Origin of the sequence: Serratia sp. OLAL2 (genome assembly GCF_002752475.1) — a bacterium.
GTDB classification, from domain to species: Bacteria; Pseudomonadota; Gammaproteobacteria; order Enterobacterales; family Enterobacteriaceae; genus Serratia; species Serratia bockelmannii.
Genome location: NZ_MSTL01000018.1, coordinates 379,223 through 396,100, shown reverse-complemented (window position 1 = coordinate 396,100; position 16,878 = coordinate 379,223). Strand labels below are relative to the sequence as shown.

Annotated in this window: 16 protein-coding genes; 8 read left to right on the top strand and 8 right to left on the bottom strand. The window is 61.8% G+C overall.

Translation table 11 applies throughout. From position 1 onward, the window contains the following. Nucleotides 1-8: 8 nt before the first annotated feature. A complete protein-coding gene (gene tssB, locus BVU99_RS15385; RefSeq protein WP_060447722.1) occupies nucleotides 9-506 on the bottom strand; it encodes a type VI secretion system contractile sheath small subunit in 498 nt (165 codons plus the stop codon). Nucleotides 507-1,354: 848 nt separating this feature from the next. On the opposite strand from tssB, the gene fusA reads away from it, so the two are divergent. Continuing rightward, the gene (gene fusA / locus BVU99_RS15380) at nucleotides 1,355-3,460 is read left to right on the top strand and encodes an elongation factor G (RefSeq protein ID WP_099817227.1); all 2,106 of its coding nucleotides are present in this window, start codon (nucleotides 1,355-1,357) and stop codon (nucleotides 3,458-3,460) included. Between the two features lie 27 nt (nucleotides 3,461-3,487). Here the strand turns inward: fusA and BVU99_RS15375 are convergent, their stop codons facing one another. Together BVU99_RS15375 and BVU99_RS15370 are read right to left on the bottom strand one after the other, a co-directional pair. Continuing rightward, a complete protein-coding gene (locus BVU99_RS15375; protein ID WP_099817226.1) occupies nucleotides 3,488-4,456 on the bottom strand; it encodes a DMT family transporter in 969 nt (322 codons plus the stop codon). A 98-nt stretch (nucleotides 4,457-4,554) separates the two neighbouring features. Beyond that, on the bottom strand, nucleotides 4,555-5,382 hold the full coding sequence (locus BVU99_RS15370; RefSeq protein ID WP_099817225.1) for an AraC family transcriptional regulator: 828 nt from the start codon (nucleotides 5,380-5,382) through the stop codon (nucleotides 4,555-4,557). A 196-nt stretch (nucleotides 5,383-5,578) separates the two neighbouring features. Between BVU99_RS15370 and BVU99_RS15365 the strand changes: the two genes are divergently transcribed. Beyond that, nucleotides 5,579-7,012: an NAD-dependent succinate-semialdehyde dehydrogenase gene (locus BVU99_RS15365; protein WP_025302925.1), complete on the top strand. Its 1,434-nt coding sequence runs from the start codon at nucleotides 5,579-5,581 to the stop codon at nucleotides 7,010-7,012. Nucleotides 7,013-7,060: 48 nt separating this feature from the next. Here the strand turns inward: BVU99_RS15365 and BVU99_RS15360 are convergent, their stop codons facing one another. Genes BVU99_RS15360 through BVU99_RS15350 form a run of 3 tightly spaced genes read right to left on the bottom strand, consistent with a single transcriptional unit; the run spans nucleotide 7,061 to nucleotide 9,928 of the window. After that, complete coding sequence (locus BVU99_RS15360; protein ID WP_099817224.1) at nucleotides 7,061-7,963, bottom strand: alpha/beta hydrolase; 903 nt, start codon at nucleotides 7,961-7,963, stop codon at nucleotides 7,061-7,063. After that, nucleotides 7,953-8,846, bottom strand: a complete 894-nt coding sequence (locus tag BVU99_RS15355) for an alpha/beta hydrolase (protein ID WP_099817223.1) — start codon at nucleotides 8,844-8,846, stop codon at nucleotides 7,953-7,955. Before BVU99_RS15355 ends, BVU99_RS15360 begins: the two co-directional genes overlap by 11 nt. Nucleotides 8,847-8,872: 26 nt before the next feature. Then, nucleotides 8,873-9,928, bottom strand: a complete 1,056-nt coding sequence (locus tag BVU99_RS15350; RefSeq protein ID WP_099817222.1) for a sugar phosphate isomerase/epimerase family protein — start codon at nucleotides 9,926-9,928, stop codon at nucleotides 8,873-8,875. 140 nt (nucleotides 9,929-10,068) lie between these two features. Between BVU99_RS15350 and BVU99_RS15345 the strand changes: the two genes are divergently transcribed. Then, nucleotides 10,069-10,659, top strand: a complete 591-nt coding sequence (locus BVU99_RS15345; RefSeq protein WP_043143468.1) for a TetR/AcrR family transcriptional regulator — start codon at nucleotides 10,069-10,071, stop codon at nucleotides 10,657-10,659. Here BVU99_RS15345 and BVU99_RS15340 read toward each other — a convergent pair. Beyond that, the gene (locus BVU99_RS15340) at nucleotides 10,656-10,958 is read right to left on the bottom strand and encodes a cupin domain-containing protein (protein WP_043143548.1); all 303 of its coding nucleotides are present in this window, start codon (nucleotides 10,956-10,958) and stop codon (nucleotides 10,656-10,658) included. The genes BVU99_RS15345 and BVU99_RS15340 overlap by 4 nt on opposite strands. A 77-nt stretch (nucleotides 10,959-11,035) precedes the next feature. Continuing rightward, nucleotides 11,036-11,968 carry a LysR substrate-binding domain-containing protein gene (locus tag BVU99_RS15335; RefSeq protein ID WP_043143466.1) on the bottom strand — a complete coding sequence of 311 codons (933 nt, stop codon included), beginning with the start codon at nucleotides 11,966-11,968 and terminating at the stop codon, nucleotides 11,036-11,038. A gap of 170 nt (nucleotides 11,969-12,138) precedes the next feature. Between BVU99_RS15335 and BVU99_RS15330 the strand changes: the two genes are divergently transcribed. From BVU99_RS15330 to BVU99_RS15310, 5 genes are read left to right on the top strand one after another with little or no spacing between them, the layout of a single operon-like run. Then, entirely contained in the window at nucleotides 12,139-13,089 is a 951-nt protein-coding gene (locus tag BVU99_RS15330; protein WP_043143464.1) for a branched-chain amino acid ABC transporter permease, read from the top strand. Between the two features lie 10 nt (nucleotides 13,090-13,099). Beyond that, nucleotides 13,100-14,212 (top strand): ABC transporter ATP-binding protein, encoded by a 1,113-nt coding sequence (locus tag BVU99_RS15325; RefSeq protein WP_049207514.1) that lies wholly within the window; start codon nucleotides 13,100-13,102, stop codon nucleotides 14,210-14,212. Next, on the top strand, nucleotides 14,209-14,979 hold the full coding sequence (locus BVU99_RS15320; RefSeq protein ID WP_033643185.1) for an ABC transporter ATP-binding protein: 771 nt from the start codon (nucleotides 14,209-14,211) through the stop codon (nucleotides 14,977-14,979). The genes BVU99_RS15325 and BVU99_RS15320 overlap by 4 nt, the downstream gene beginning before the upstream one ends. Then, on the top strand, nucleotides 14,972-15,685 hold the full coding sequence (locus tag BVU99_RS15315) for an ABC transporter ATP-binding protein (RefSeq protein ID WP_043143459.1): 714 nt from the start codon (nucleotides 14,972-14,974) through the stop codon (nucleotides 15,683-15,685). The genes BVU99_RS15320 and BVU99_RS15315 overlap by 8 nt, the downstream gene beginning before the upstream one ends. Before the next feature lie 34 nt (nucleotides 15,686-15,719). Beyond that, a complete protein-coding gene (locus BVU99_RS15310; RefSeq protein WP_049205644.1) occupies nucleotides 15,720-16,871 on the top strand; it encodes a branched-chain amino acid ABC transporter substrate-binding protein in 1,152 nt (383 codons plus the stop codon). Nucleotides 16,872-16,878 lie beyond the last annotated feature (7 nt).

The window sequence follows — 16,878 nt, the reverse complement described above, 5'->3', positions numbered from 1 at the left end:
TTTGATGGTTAAGGCCGTTTCGGCGCCAGGGCTGACAGTTCGCTGCGCAGTTCTGCGCTTAGCGCCGGATCCAGAAGAATTTTTTCCAGCTCCTTGCGGAAAGCCTGGTTATCCAACAGATTGGCCTTTAAATCACGAAGCAAATTACGCATGGAGAGCATGGCTTTAAGCTGGGGAATTTGTCGGGCGACCTGTTCCGGCGTGAAATCGTTCATTTCACGGAAAGTCAGGCTGACGTTTTCTTCACTGCCGTCGCCAGCCAGCGTGTTTTCAACGGCGAGGTTTACGGCAGGAGCGAATTCTGCCAACACACTGTCAAAATTGTTTTTGTTAACGTTGATCTTGGCACGCTCGGACACCGTACGCTGTTCGGCACCGTTGCTGTAATCCCCCACGACCATCAGTTTAAGGGGCAATTCAACCTTCTTTTGAGCGCCACCGGTGTGCAGATCGAGTTTGATATTGACGCGAGCCTTGGGGATCTCGGACTGGTAGGAATTAGACATGGCTGTCCCTGTTCTATGAATTAATAGATACGGTCAATGCCAGTGAAAAACAAATAAGAAAGGCTAATATTGCCATAACAACACCCCGAGCCACGTTATCCGACGTGAATTAAACTTCCGGAGTAAAAAGCAAGCGCATTCCATTCACTAGCGATATGACACGATATTTTCGGGAGGTTTTCTGAAATGAAGAAATTCAGATAAACACCGATGAGCAGGGAGTGTAGAAACATTAGTTAAGCGAGTAAAAACAAAAATTTGTAACAAAAAATTACATCAAACGCACTTAACAACAAAAGATCATCACCATGATTTATAAGATTTTTCCTGCAACTTCTCTTTCAGGCCTTGTGGAGCAAGGCGGCTAGGAAGTTGATCAATTCAACATGGGAATTAAAAGATGGGTTAAATACTATCAATCGCGTGAGCCAACTGGTTTTTTATTTTTATCAAAAATGAGCGTTCGGCCATCACTAATACCTATGAAAAATTGATGTCCACCCACGTCGTCACTTTCTTTATTATTCACTTAAATGATATTTACTTGATATCGTAAATTTAATTTATATATTTGACTTTTTTTAGCCTGAATACACGCGATGGATTTTGTATTTCCGCGACAAAGGTAGCTGCCGTATGATCATTATCGCCCTTTCCTCTACCCGAGCCGTTATGCGCGCAAACTTTCATCTATCACAGCCATCGCTTAAAAAAACTAACGCCTTCAACTACGATTAGTTTGTGACCAGAGCGAGGCTCTGCAATCCGGCGGATAACCCTATGAGGATTATCATCATTATCCATGCTGTTTAAGCCGCTCTCCTTCATGCGGCTAAGAAAGGTTAATTATGGCTCGCACCACCCCTATCGAACGTTACCGCAATATCGGCATCTCCGCGCATATCGATGCCGGCAAGACCACCACCACCGAGCGGATTCTGTTTTACACCGGGGTCAGCCACAAGCTGGGTGAAGTGCATGACGGCGCGGCGACCATGGACTGGATGGCGCAGGAACAGGAGCGCGGCATCACCATCACCTCGGCGGCCACCACCTGCTTCTGGAACGGCATGCAGCATAATTATCCGCAGCACCGCATCAATATCATCGACACCCCCGGGCACGTCGATTTCACCATTGAAGTGGAGCGTTCGATGCGCGTGCTGGACGGCGCCGTGATGGTCTATGACTCGGTGGGCGGCGTGCAGCCGCAGTCGGAAACCGTCTGGCGCCAGGCCAACAAGTACAAAGTGCCGCGGCTGGCGTTCGTCAACAAGATGGACCGCATCGGCGCGGATTTTTTCCGCGTGCGCAAAATGATGATCGAGCGCCTGAAAGCCAACCCGGTGCCGATCGTTATCCCTATCGGCGCCGAAGACCGCTTCAGCGGCGTGGTGGATCTGGTGCGGATGAAAGCCATTCTGTGGGACGAGGCCTCGCAGGGCATGAACTTCAGCTTCGAAGAGATCCCGGCAGAGCTGCGCGACTCGGCGCAGGAGTGGCGTGAAAACATGATTGAGGCCGCCGCCGAAGCGTCGGAAGAACTGATGGAGAAATACCTCAACCAGGTGCCGCTGAGCGAAGAGGAGATCGTTCACGGGCTGCGGGTGCGCACCGTCGCCGGCGAAATCCAGCCGATGCTGTGCGGGTCGGCGTTCCGCAACAAAGGGGTGCAGCGCATGCTGGATGCGGTGATCGAGCTGATGCCCTCGCCGCTCGACGTGCCGCCGATGGAAGGCCACGGTGAACACGATGAAATCATCACTCGCAAAGCCGACGACAACGAAAAATTCTCGGCGCTGGCGTTCAAGCTGATGACCGATCCGTTCGTCGGCCAACTCACCTTCGTGCGCGTCTACTCCGGGGTGCTGGCCAAAGGCAGCAGCGTTTACAACCCAATCAAAGGCAAAAAGGAGCGCATCGGCCGCATCGTGCAGATGCACGCCAACGATCGTAAGGACATCGACGAACTGCACGCCGGCGACATCGCCGCCTGCGTCGGCCTGAAGGACGTCACCACCGGCGATACGCTGTGCGACCCTGGCGCCATCATCACGCTGGAGCGCATGACCTTCCCCGAGCCGGTGATCGCCCAAGCGATCGAGCCGAAGACCAAGGGCGACCAGGAGAAAATGGGCATCGCGCTGCAGCGGCTCTCTTCGGAAGATCCGTCGTTCCGCGTGCGCACCGATGAAGAATCCGGCCAAACCATTATCTACGGCATGGGCGAGCTGCACCTGGAGATCATCGTCGATCGCATGCGCCGCGAGTTCGGTGTGGAGACCACCACCGGCAAACCGCAGGTGTCTTACCGCGAAACCATCCGCAAACGGGTGGCCGACGTGGAAGGCAAGTTCGTGCGCCAATCCGGCGGTAAAGGGCAATACGGCCACGTGGTGCTGACCGTCGAGCCGAACGAACCCGGCAAAGGCTTCGAGTTTTTCGATGAGATCAAGGGCGGCGTCATTCCGGGCGAGTTTATCCCGGCGGTGAAAAAAGGCGTGCTTGAGGCGCTGAATAACGGCGTGCTGGCCGGTTATCAGGTGGTGGACGTCAAGGTACACCTGACCTTCGGTTCTTACCATGATGTCGACTCGTCGGAACAGGCGTTCCGCATGGCGGCGATCTTCGGCTTCAAGGACGCCTGCCGCCTGGCGGACCCGGTGATCCTTGAGCCGATCATGTCGGTAGAAGTGGAAACGCCGGAAGATTATGCCGGCAACGTGATGGGCGACCTCTCCTCACGCCGCGGTCTAGTACAGGGTATGGAAGAGATCCCGGGCGGCGGCGGCAAGGAAATTCGCGCCAAGGTGCCGCTGTCCGAGATGTTCGGTTACTCGACCACCCTGCGTTCGATGTCGCAGGGCCGCGCCACCTACACCATGGAATTTAGCCACTACGCCGAAGCGCCGCGCAACGTGGCCGAAGAAATCATTCACCACAGCAAGCGTTAACCCTCGCGCCCGCCTTCGCGGCGGGCGTCACCTCGGCTTGTCCTCCAGCGCCACCACCACCGGCTGCGGCTTGATACGCATGGCGTACACCACGCCGGCGATCAGGCAAACGATGCCGGCCAATGTCAGCAGCGGCGGCCAGGCCTGGCGCAGCAGAAAGGTATAGGCCAACCCCGCCAGAATTTCGAACACGATAAGCGGCCCCACCAACACCGTCGGCAGCCGCTGGCTGGCTTCGTTCCAGCACAGCGCCCCCAGCCAGGAGCAGAACACGCCGATAACCAGCATCAGTGGGATAAATACCTCGGGGCGCGGGCCGAACGGCAAGGCAAACGCCGGTTCGCTCAGCGCCAATTGGCCGCAGACCGCCAGATAGCCCAGCAGCGCCAGCGGCAGCGTCACCAGCCCCTGCGCCGTGGCCCAGGTGGCCGGCCGCTGCGTCGGGTTATCCCGCAGCCAACGCGAATTGCGCAGCGGAAACCAGGTCCAGCACGCCACCGCCAACGCGGCCAACCCAAGGCCGCTGAGATAGCGCCAGCCGTCGATCGGCACCGCATTGCCGCGCAGTTCGGCGATGTTTACGCACGCTAACCCGCAGACGATCAACAGCAGCGCCGGCGCCAGCTTGCTCCAGGCCAGGCGCCCGTCGTGCCGCCCGTAAAACAGATTGGCGCAGATGGCGATCACCACCGGCAAGGTGCCGATGATCATGGTCGATACCGGTGCGCCGGTACGCTGAATGGCGCTGGCCAGGCACAGGTAGTACAGCAGATTGCCGATGGCCGTCAGCTTGAGCGCTTCCAGCCAATCCTGGCGCCGCAGCTTGCGCAGGCGGCGGCGATCGAACCACGCCAGCGGCAGGGTGATCAGCCCGAAGGCCAGATAGCGCCCGGTGGACTGCAGCGCGGCGGGATAATCCGGCACCAGCAGCGGACCGACGAAAATCAGTCCCCACATCAGCCCGGCGGCCAGGGCAAACACAACGCCAATCAACATAACGACTCCGACAAACGGCCGGCGCGGCCAACCCGCCCGACAAGACAGCGGCAGAGTAACGAAAACGCGGGGAGGAATTATTGTAGCAGGTTGCTGTTTTAGCCCAATTTCACCTGTTTCTGGAAACGCACTGGCGTGACGCCGTAACGGTTGGCGAAGGCGCGCGTCAGGTGAGCCTGATCGGTCAGCCCCGCCGCCGCCGCCACCTGTGCAGCGGGCATGCCGCGCTCCAGCATGCGTTTGGCCTGCGACAGCCGGATCGCCATCAGCATCTGCTGCGGCGAGACGTGATATTCGGCCTTGAACTTGCGCAGGAAATGGTACGGGCTGAGCGATACCAGATCGGCCAGCTGGTTGAGCGTTATGGCCTCGGCGAAGTTATCGTGCAGGTAGCTTTTCACCACCTCGAAACGGTGCGCCGCCTCGGCTTTCTCTCGCCGCCCGGTACGGATGTGCGGGTGCAACACCTCGACCGCCTCCAACAGCAGGCCGTCGAGCGTGAGCGGATCGTCGGTTTGCCACAGCGTGGCGAGAATGGCGGACAGGCGCTGCGCCGCCCGCGGATCGTGGCGCACCGCATCGGTAAACCACTGGCACCGATCGCCGGACAGCTGCTCCAGCGCCTCGGGCGCCAGGTAGAGCATGCGATAACACCAGCCGCCCGGCGTTTCGGCTTCGCCGGTGTGCAGCTCGTCCGGGTTCATCAGCACCAGCGCGCCCGGCGCCGCCAGGTGCTGCGCCCCGCGATAGCGAAAACGCTCCGCCCCGGTGTCCACGGTGCCGATGGCGAAGGCGTCGTGGGTATGCGGCTCGAAGGCATAGCGTTCGATATGCGCCTGATAGAGTTCGACGCCGGGCAGATGCGACAAATGCCGGAACTGCGCGCAGTCCTTCTCGAACGGAAACTGTTGTGGAACCCCTTGCACCCGACCTCCTCATCCGTGCTGACAATCTGCTCAGCATAGCCAAAACATCGCCGGTTGAGTAGCCGCCCTGCTCCTTTCGTGCCCCTCGCCTGGACGATCGCCGCCATTCGGCGTAGGGTTAAGGTCCCTGTCCCTTTCAGACGGGCCGCATCGCGAAGCTCATCGGCCCCTGACACTCCGCAAACAAGAGGCAACAATGTATCCGGATACTCAACTGTATATCGATGGACAATGGCGCAGCGCACTGGCCGGAAAAACCCTGCCGGTCACCAATCCCGCTACCGACGAGGTCATCGGTCAAGTGGCGCATGCCGCCGCAGAGGATCTCGATCTGGCGCTGGCCGCCACCGAGCGCGGATTTAACGTCTGGCGCGACACCGCCGCGCACCAGCGCGCCAACCTGATGCGCAAAGCCGCGGCGCTGCTGCGCGAACGCGCCAACGCCATCGCCGCCGTCATGACGCAGGAACAGGGCAAACCGGTGGCGCAGGCCAAAGTCGAAATTCTCAACGCCGCCGACGTTATCGACTGGTTCGCCGGCGAAGCCACCCGCACCTACGGGCAGATCATTCCTTCCCGCGCCCGCGATGTACAGCAGCAAACCCTCAAGCTGCCGGTCGGCCCGGTGGCCGCCTTCACGCCGTGGAACTTCCCGATCAACCAGATCGTGCGCAAGCTGTCCGCCGCGCTGGCGGCGGGCTGTTCCATCATCGTCAAAGGCCCGGAAGAAACGCCGGCCTCACCGGCTGAACTGATCAAAGCCTTCGCCGACGCCGGTATTCCGGCCGGGGTGATCGCGCTGGTGTATGGCACCCCGGCGGACATTTCGGAATACCTGATCCCCCATCCGACCATTCGCAAGATCTCCTTCACCGGCTCCACTCGCGTGGGCAAGCATTTGGCGGCGCTGGCCGGCCAGCATATGAAAAAGGCCACCATGGAGCTGGGCGGCCACGCGCCGGTGCTGATCTTCGACGATGCCGATCTCGACGCGGCGGCCAAAGAGCTGGCGCAGTCCAAGTTCCGCAACGCCGGCCAGGTCTGTATCGCCCCGACCCGCTTCCTGATCCAACAAGGCGTTTATGAGGCCTTCGTGGAGAAATTCACCGCCGCGGTGCGTGAGCTCAAGCTCGGCAACGGGCTGGAAGACGGCGTGACGATGGGGCCGATGGTGTTGGGCCGCAGCGTCGACAATATCGAGGCGCTGGTGCAGGATGCCGTCGCCCACGGGGCGAAGGCCAGCACCGGCGGCAAGCGCGTGGCGGGCAAAGGCAACTTCTTCGAGCCGACGGTGCTACGCGACGTGCCGCTGAGCGCGCGCGCCATGTCGGAAGAGCCGTTTGGCCCGGTCGCCCTGCTGCGCCCGTTCGCTACCTATGACGAGGCGATCGCCGAAGCCAACCGCCTGCCGTACGGGCTGGCCGCCTACGCTTACAGCCGCAACATCGCCACCGTCAATGCGCTGGGGCGTGACGTGGAGAGCGGCATGCTGAGCATCAACCACATCGGTTTCGGCCTGCCGGAAACGCCGTTTGGTGGCGTGAAAGACTCCGGCCACGGCACCGAAGGCGGCAGCGAAGCGATCGAATCCTACCTGGAAACGCGCTTTGTCACCGTCGCCGGCCGATAATCGCCCGGCGGATGAATAGCCAGAAGCCCCGCAATGCGGGGCTTTTTTTTACTCACCGGCCAGTTCGAACAGCTGCCGCGCCGCCGGGGTCAGCCCCAGCATGTGAATACAGGCATGCACCATGCCCGGCAACCGTTCGCAGCGCACCGGCACGCCCGCCTCGCGTAGCCGCTGCGCATACTGCTCGGCCTCATCGCGCAGCGGATCGTATTCGCAGCTCAGGATGGTGGCCGGCGGTAACCCGCGCAGCGTGGCGGCATACAACGGTTCCGCGCCGGGATCGCGCCGCTGGCCCAGATACTGCTGCCAACAAAACCCCATCGCGTCGCGCGTCAGAAAGTGCCCCTCGGCAAACTCGTGATAGCTCGTCGTCGTCATCTCGCGGCTGAGCGCCGGGTACAGCAGCAGCTGACGTTCGATGTACGGGCCGCTGCGATCCCGCGCCAACAGTGCGACCGCCGCCGCCAGATTGCCCCCTGCGCTATCACCGCCCACTGCCAGGCGCTGCGCGTCAATCCCCAACTGCGGCGTCCGTTGTGCCACCCAGCAGAGCGCCTGATAGACATCTTCCAGCGGCTGTGGAAACGGGTATTCCGGCGCCAGACGATAGTCAACCGACAGGATCACCCGGCCGGTGGCGTTAGCCAACGCCTGACAGGGCCGATCGTACAACGCCAGTGAGCCGAGGCACCAGCCACCGCCGTGGGCGAACAGCATCGCCGGCTGCGCGGTCGTGCCGTTTTCCCCCGCCGGTAGATAGGCGCGCAGTGCAATCCGGTGTCCATCGGCGGCGACCACCGTATGGTCCCTGACGCCGCCGCTCGGTTCCGCCTCGCCCTGCAGCTGGCGTAAACCGGTTTCCGTGGCCGCGCGCATTGCCGCCAGCGAAGCGGGTAGCGGCGCGTCGGCCGAGGCCGCCAAAAAGGCGGCGATGCGTTCATCAAGCGGCATACGGCTCTCCTGACAGGAACGGCGTAATCAGTGCAATAAATTCCTCATGACACTCCTCGGTGATGAAATGGCCGCAGCCGGCGACGGTTTCGCCCCGCAGATCGTGAGCATTGCCCTGTAGCGTCGTCAGCGGCGCGTCGCCGGTGGCGTGCTCCGCTCCCACCGTCAACACCGGCATCGTCAAGGGCGTAGCGGCGCGCAGCCGGTTCTGCCGCACGGTCTCCGGGATCGCCCGGTAATAGTCGAATCCGGCGCGCAGGCCGCCCGGTGCCGAATAGGCGGCGATATACACCTCCGCCGCCACCCGATCGCGCCGATAGGACCAGCGGTTGAAGATATAGCCAAGATACTCCCGTTCGCGCCCCTGGGTCAGGGTCTCCGGCAAATCCGCCAGCTGGTTGAACATGAAATGCCACAGGAAGATGTTCTCCTCCGGCGCAACGAAAATCGGCGGCGGCGGCGCCAGCCCGGGGATCACGGCCTCCGTCAGCACCAGACGCTCCACCGCCTGCGGGAAATCGCTCGCCATGGCGTAACCGATCCACATGCCGATGTCGTGGCCGACCAGTTGGTAACGCTCATGGCCCAGCTGCACCATCATCGCGTGCAACACCGCGCCGATGCTGCCGGTGTCGTAGCCGCCAGCGGGCTTGTCAGAGTCGCCGATGCCCGGCGGATCGACGGCGATCGCCTGAAAACCGGCCGCCGCCAAGGCGCGCATCACATAACGCCAGGTGTACCAGGTTTGCGGCCAGCCGGGGATCAGCAGCACCGGCCGCCCTTCGCCGGCCACCACGCAGTGAAGGCGCCGGCCGTTGACCTGGGTATAGACGTGTTCCGCCGCGAGATCCTGCAACAGGATCTCGTTTTGACTGTGTTTCATGGGGTTAACTCCCTGTGGGGTCAGGCTCAGCGAATGCCGAGCAAGGCATTGATCTGCTGAGGATTGACCGGCGCACCGGCGAAGTCATCGAACACTTTGTCGGTGACGCGGATAATGCGATCGCGAATGAAGGCTGCGCCTTCGCGCGCGCCGTCCTGCGGGTTTTTCAGGCAACATTCCCACTCCAATGCCGCCCAGCCCGAATAGCCGTACTGCGTCAGGCGCGAAAAGATGCCGTTGAAATCAACCTGGCCGTCGCCCAGCGAGCGGAAGCGGCCGGCGCGATCGATCCAGGATTGATAGCCGCCGTAAATGCCCTGGCGACCGGTCGGATTGAACTCGGCGTCCTTGACGTGGAACATGCCGATAAAGTCCTTATAGATATCGATAAACTCCAGATAGTTAAGCTGCTGCAGCACCATATGGCTCGGATCGAACAGCACCCGACAACGCGGGTGGTTGCCGACGCGCTCAAGAAACTTCTCGAACGTCACGCCGTCGTGCAGATCCTCACTTGGGTGAATTTCATAACACAGGTTGATGCCCTGTTCTTCGCAGGCGTCGAGCACCGGCAGCCAGCGTTTGGCGAGTTCGTCGAACGCGGTGTCGATCAATCCTTCCGGGCGCTGTGGGAACGGGAACAGATAGGGCCAGGCCAGCGAACCGGAAAAGGTGCCCAGCTCGCTGAGCCCGAGCCGCGCCGACGCCTTCACCGCCAGCAGCATTTGCTGCCGCGCCCACTCGCCGCGCGCCTGCGGATTGCTCTGCAGCGCCGGCGGCGCGAAGCTGTCAAACAGCGCATCGTAAGCCGGGTGTACCGCCATCAGCTGGCCGAAGATATGGCTGGTCAATTCACTGACCACCAACCCCTGCTCCGCCAACATCCCGGTCAGATCGTCGCAGTATGTTTGGCTTTCCGCGGCAGTGGCCACGTCGAATAAACGCCGATCCCAGGCCGGGATCTGCAAGGCGGTAAAACCGGTTTGCGCCGCCCACTCGGCGATGGCCGGCAGGCTGTTGAACGGCGCTGTCTCATCGCTGAACTGCGCGAGATGTAGGCTTGGACCTTTGAGGGTTTTCATCGTAAACTCCTATTGGTTGTCGATTGACAAACAATAGAGGCAAGGCGCGATGACCGCAAGCGAAATTTATAAAGACATTGGTATTCCCGCCGATTTAAGCGATCCTATGTCGCTGAATGGCAGGTAAATTGGAGCAGAGAATGGCTGGCAGACCGCGTGAGTTCGACCGCGAACAGGCGCTCTTGAAGGCGCGAAACTTATTTTGGCGGCAAGGTTACGAAGGCACCTCGATGTCGGATCTGGTGGCGGAATTGGGCATTGCTTCCGCGCGCATCTACAAGGCGTTCGGCTCCAAAGAGCAGCTGTTCCGCGAGGCAATCGCCAGTTACGAAACCGAGGAAGGCGGCTTCGCCGATCGCGCCTTCGCGCAGGAAAGCGGCATTCGCCCGGCGATCCAACGTATGCTGGAAGATGCCGTGCGCCTCTACAGCCGGCCAGATCTGCCGCAGGGCTGCATGGTGGTCTCCGCCGCCGCCAGCGTCAGTGCGGAAAACGATGGGCTCAAAACCTGGCTGGCAGAGCATCGGTTGCAGCGTACGCAGCAGATCGTCGAACGGCTGCGGCAGGCGATGCAAACCGGCGAATTGCCGGCCGATACCGACGCCGACAGCCTGGGTGACTATTTCGCCGTCTTCCTGCACGGCCTGTCGATTCAGGCACGTGACGGCGTCACTGAAGAGCGGCTATTGGCAGCGGTAAAGGTGGCGCTGGCGGTCCTGGGCGCCGCTTAATCCTCCGGCAGATCGACAATCACCAGCGTGCCTTCGCTGCCCGGCAACACGCGATGCGGCACGCCGGCCGCGGCCTGATACAGCTGGCCGGCGCGCACCACCACCACTTCCCCCGCCACCTGCAGCCGCAGGTGGCCGCTGATCACCAGCAATCCTTCGCTGTAATCATGCACTTCATCCGCAATGCTGCGCGCGTCCATGCGCAGCACTTTGATATTGGCCGCACCGACGCGGCCCAGCACGGCAGAACGCCAAGCCTCGGGCAGTTCGGCCGCCTGCTGGTTTAAATCGAACAGCATCGTCATACCTTATCGCGACACAGGAACCCGCACTCTACTGCAAGCCGCCAGGTGCTGAAAGACGCGTTGGTTGTAGATTATGCCCCGACGTTCTGAGCCGCCGCCTCACGCCGCAGCCATTGCCGCAGATTTTCGCCTTCCTGCGACAGCTCGCTATCCAGTCGAGCGCACAGGTAATAATCGCGGCCGTCGTCGATCGGCAGATCGAACATTTTGATCAACTCACCGCTCTCAAGGTACTGGGCGATTAACGGTTCACGCATCAACGCGCACCCTAGCCCCGCCTGCACCGCCGCCAGTGTCAACAATCCGTCTTCAAACATCGGCCCGATGCTGCGCAGCGGGCGTTTAACGCCGGCCAGCTGAAACCATTGCATCCAGGTATTGCGCTCCTCGTCGTGCAGCAGCGGCAGCGTCGCCAGCTGATCCGGCGTATCCAGCAAACCGTGCAGTTTACTGAATGCCCGGCTGCACACCGGCACCATTTGGCCAGACATCAGCTTTTCGCTGCGATAGCCGGTCCACTGCCCAACCCCGAAGCGAATCGACAGATCGGCGGCGTCGCTCAGGTAATTGCGGTGGTTGGCGTAAACCACATTGATGTCGATATCCGGATTTTCGCGCAAAAAGCCACGCAGCCGCGGAATGAACCAGCCCATGCCGAACAGCGGGATCAGGCTGATGGTCACCTGCCGCGATGCGGACTGCTCGCGCACGTGTTCGGTCGCCTGGCGCAGCACGTTGAACGCCGAGCGAATCGAACGGTAATACTCCCGCCCCTCGCTGCGCAGCACCAGGTTACGCCCCTGCCGTTCGGTCAACGGCATCTGCAAAAATGCCTCCAGCGTTTTGAGTTGATGACTGACCGCCGAAGGCGAAATCATCAGCTCGTTAGCCGCCGCGCTGATGCCACCCAGGCGCGCGATGGCTTCGAACGCCCGCACGGCGCGCAGCGGCGGATCGTTCGGCAGCATCGGCAATGGCTCATCGTACTGTTCTGTTTTTTTCATATATTGACTGTTTTTGGGAAATCGACACTGAAGGGATGGGTTCAATATACATAAAAATCAACGTATTAAAATCACTCGTTTTTTGTATAAGAAAGTATTTTTCCGTATTTTACAATTTTTTTAAATTCTCTACTGTGAGCCTCCTGACTCATTATCTCCGGACTCTCCTTATGGATACGCTGGTACAGCAAACCGTCAACGGTTTGATGCTCGGCAGCATCTATGCGCTGATCGCGCTCGGTTACACCATGGTGTACGGCATCCTACGCATCATCAATTTCGCGCACGGCGACGTGCTGATGGTCGGTGCCCTGAGCGCGTTGTCGGCGATCGGCGTGTTGCAACACCACTTTCCCGCGTTATCGCCGTACGCCACGCTGCTGCTGGCGGCCCTGTTCGCCATGGCGGTCTGCGCCATTACCTCGATGGCGATCGAGCGTCTCGCCTACCGCCGGTTGCGCACTGCGCCGCGCCTGGCTCCGCTGATCAGCGGCATCGGCGTCTCGCTGCTGCTGCAAACCCTGGCGATGCTGATCTGGTCACGTAATCCCCTGATGTTTCCGCAGCTGCTGCCAATGACCCCCATCGCCCTGACCGCAGGCAGCGGCGGGCATGCGCCGGCGGTGATCACCGGCACGGCGATCGTCACGCTGGCGGTGGCCGTGGCGGTCATGGCCGGCCTCTGGCTGCTGGTCGAGCACAGCCGTTTCGGCCGCGCCATGCGCGCCACGGCGGAAAACCCGCAGGTCGCCGGCCTGATGGGCATCAGTCCTGACCGCATCATCGTTCTGACCTTTGCGCTCGGCGGCGCGCTGGCGGCGGTGGCCGGCATCATGATGGCCAGCAACTACGGCAACGCCGGTTTCTCGATGGGCTTTCTGCCGGGCATCAAGGCGTTTACCGCCGCCGTGCTCGGCGGCATCGGCAACCTGCGCGGCGCGATGCTCGGCGGATTGCTGCTGGGCCTGTTCGAATCGCTGGGCACCGGCTATCTCGGCGAGCTGACCGGCGGCGTGTTCGGAAGCAACTACCAGGACGTGTTCGCGTTTCTGGTGCTGATCGCCGTGCTGGTCTTCCGCCCCTCCGGGCTCTTGGGCGAACGCATCGCCACGCGCGCATAAGGACATCACCATGACCGTTTTGACTCCCCCCGCTCCTCTGGCCACGCCGCGTCGCGCCAGGCTGGGGCTGACGCTGTTCATTCTCGCGCTGCTGCTGGCGCCCTGGGTGGCGGGCGCCGCCGGCGGCAACTACTGGGTGCGGGTCGTCGACTTCGCCCTGCTGTACCTGATGCTGGCGCTCGGGCTGAACATCGTGGTGGGCATGACCGGGTTGCTGGACATGGGTTTTATCGCCTTTTACGCCGTCGGCGCCTATTTGGCCGCGCTGCTGTCATCACCGCATCTGACGCAGCAATTCCCGCTGCTGCTGCAGTGGTTCCCCGACGGGCTGCACCTGTCGATGCTGTGGCTGATCCCGCTGGCGGCGCTGCTGGCGGCGACGTGCGGCATCCTGCTTGGCGCGCCGACGCTGCGGCTGCGCGGCGACTATCTGGCGATCGTCACGCTCGGTTTCGGCGAGATCGTGCGCATTCTGATGCGTAACCTCGATCGCCCGGTCAACCTCACCAACGGCCCTAAAGGCATTTCCGGCATCGACCCGGTCAGCCTGTTCGGCCTGAAGTTTTCCGGCATGCATGAGTGGTTCGGCGTGCGTTTCTCCGGGCTGTATCTCTATTACTACCTGTTCGCCGCGCTGCTGCTGGCGATCCTGTTTATCAGCCTGCGGCTGCAAAACTCGCGCATTGGCCGCGCATGGACAGCGATCCGCGAAGACGAGGACGCCGCGCGGGCGATGGGCATCAATACCCGCAACTTCAAGCTGCTGGCCTTCGCCATCGGCGCCACCTTTGGCGGTGTGGCCGGCGCGTTGTTTGCCGCGTTTCAGGGCTTCGTGTCGCCGGAATCGTTCACTCTGCAGGAATCGATCGCCGTACTGGCGATGGTGGTGCTCGGCGGCATGGGGCACATCCCCGGCGTGATCCTGGGCGCGCTGCTGCTGGCCGCCCTGCCGGAGCTGCTGCGCAGCAGCATGGGGCCGCTGCAGCAGGCGCTGTTCGGCCAGGTGCTGATCGACCCGGAAATCATTCGCCAACTGTTTTACGGCCTGGCGCTGATCCTGGTGATGCTGTATCGCCCGGCGGGCCTGTGGCCGGCTCGCCATGCTGGGAGGACCGCCGCATGACGCCGCTGCTCGCTTTACACCATATCAGCAAACGCTTCGGCGGCCTGACGGCGGTGGATGACGTCAGCATGAGCATCCGCCAGGGGGAAATCTACGGCCTGATCGGGCCGAACGGCGCCGGTAAGACCACCTGCTTCAACCTGATCACCGGCCTGTATCGCGCCGACGCGGGTGAGTTCCGCCTGGCGGGCCAGCGCTATAAACCCCAGGCGATCGACAAAGTGGCGCAGGCCGGCATTGCCCGCACCTTCCAAAACCTGCGGTTGTTCAATGAAATGAGCGTGCTGGAAAACGTGATGGTCGGCTGCCACGTGCGCACCCGCAACGGCCTGTGGGCGGCGATCGCCCGGCACCGTCGCGCCAGGGAGGAGGAACAGGCGGTGCGCGATAAATCTCATGCGCTGCTGGAGTACGTCGGCATCAGCCAATTCGCTCATTACCGCGCCGGCGATCTCGCCTACGGCCATCAGCGGCGGCTGGAGATTGCCCGCGCGCTGGCGACCGAGCCCCGGTTGCTGGCGCTGGACGAACCGGCGGCCGGCATGAACGCCGGAGAAAAAGTGGCGCTGCGCGAACTGCTGCTGCGCATCCGCGACAGCGGCAAAACGCTGCTGCTGATTGAACATGACGTCAAGCTGGTGATGGGCCTGTGCGATCGGCTGACGGTGCTGGATTACGGTAAAGCGATCGCCGAAGGCGAACCGGCGCAGGTGCGGCGCGAACCGGCGGTCATTCAGGCCTATCTGGGAGGTGGCGCGCATGTCTGAAGCCCTGCTGAGCGTTAAACGACTCAAAGTGTCTTATGGCGGCATTCATGCGGTCAAAGGCATCGATTTCACGGTGAACGCCGGCGAACAGGTGACGCTGATCGGCGCCAATGGCGCGGGAAAAACCTCGAGCCTGCGGGCGCTGACCGGCCTGCAGCCGTTTGAGGGCGACATCCTGTTCGACGGCCGTTCGATTCGCGGCATGCCGCCGCACCGCTTGCTGCAACAAGGGCTGGTGATGGTGCCGGAGGGACGCGGCATTTTCACCCGCCTGACGGTGCGAGAAAACCTGCAGCTGGGTGCCTATGCGCGGCGTGACGCATCGGCGGTGCGGCAAGATTTCGAACGCGTGTGCGCCACCTTCCCACGGCTGAGCGAGCGCCTGCATCAACCGGCCGGGCTGCTTTCCGGCGGTGAACAACAGATGGTGGCGATGGGCCGCGCGCTGCTCAGCCGCCCGCGGCTGCTGATATTGGACGAACCGTCGATGGGGCTGGCGCCGATTGTGGTGGAGGCCATTTTCTCGGTCATCAAGCAGTTAGCCCGTGACGGTGTCACGCTGCTGTTGGTCGAGCAGAACGCCCGCCTGGCGCTGGCGTCCACCGATCGCGCCTACGTATTGGACAGCGGCAGCCTGAGCCACAGCGGCCGCTCCGCCGACATGCTGGACGATGAAAAAATCAAACAGATCTATTTGGGTGAATAACCGTTGTTACCTTTAACCGCACCAGGAGTATGACATGCAGCAGAACATTCGCATCAAGCCGTTGGCGCTGGCCGCCATGACAATGATCCTGAGCCTCCCGGCGCTGGCGGACGACACCGTGCTGATCGGCCTGGCCGGGCCGCTGACCGGCCCTTCCGCGCGCATCGGCAAAGATCTCGAAAACGGCGCACGGCTGGCGATCGCCGACGCTAACGCACAGAAACCGACGCTGAACGGCAAACCGGTCACCTTCAAATTACTGTCCGAGGACGATCAGTCCGACCCGCGCACCGCCGTGGCCGTGGCGCAGCGCTTGGTCGACGAAGGCGTCGCCGGCGTGGTCGGCCACTGGAACACCGGCACCAGCATCCCGGCGGCGCGCATCTACCACGACGCCGGCATCGCTCAGGTGGCGCCGGTGGCGACCGGTCACGGCTACACGCAGCAAGGCTTTGACACCAGCTTCCGCGTGATGGGCCACGACGACGACGGCGGCAACTACGCCGGGCAATATGCGGTGAAAACGCTGAAAGCCAAGCGTATCGCGGTAATCGACGATCGCACCGCTTTCGGCCAGGGGCTGGCGGACGAGTTTATCAAATCGCTGCAGGCCCAGGGCGTGCAGCCGGTCACCCGCGAGTATGTAGATGACAAGACCGTCGATTTCAGCGCCGTGCTGACCACCGTGCGCAGTAAAAACGCCGATCTGATTTTCTTCGGCGGCGTGGATTCTCAAGCGGCGCCGTTGGCGCGCAAGCTGAAACAGCTGGGCATGAACGCGCAGCTGATGGGCGCCGGCGGCTTTGTCAGCCAAACCTTCCTGACGTTGGCGCAGCGGGAAGGCGAAGGCGTCGTCGCGCTGGAGCCAGGGCTGCCGCTGGAGCAGATGCCGGGCGGCAAGGCGTTTGAGCAAGCCTACCGCGATCGTTATCACACCCACATCGAACTGCATGCGCCCTTCGCCTACGATGCCACCCGGGTGCTGATCGCCGCCATCGAACAAGCCGGCTCGGCCAATCCGGCCGATTACCTGCCGAAACTGCGCGCCATACATTACCAGGGCGTGACCGGCGCCATTGCCTTCGATGCGCAGGGCAACCTGCAACAGCCGAGCTTCACCCTGTACCGGGTGGTCGACGGCAAATGGCAGCCGCAAACCGTGTTGGGCGGCGACAAAACACAATAAATCAAGA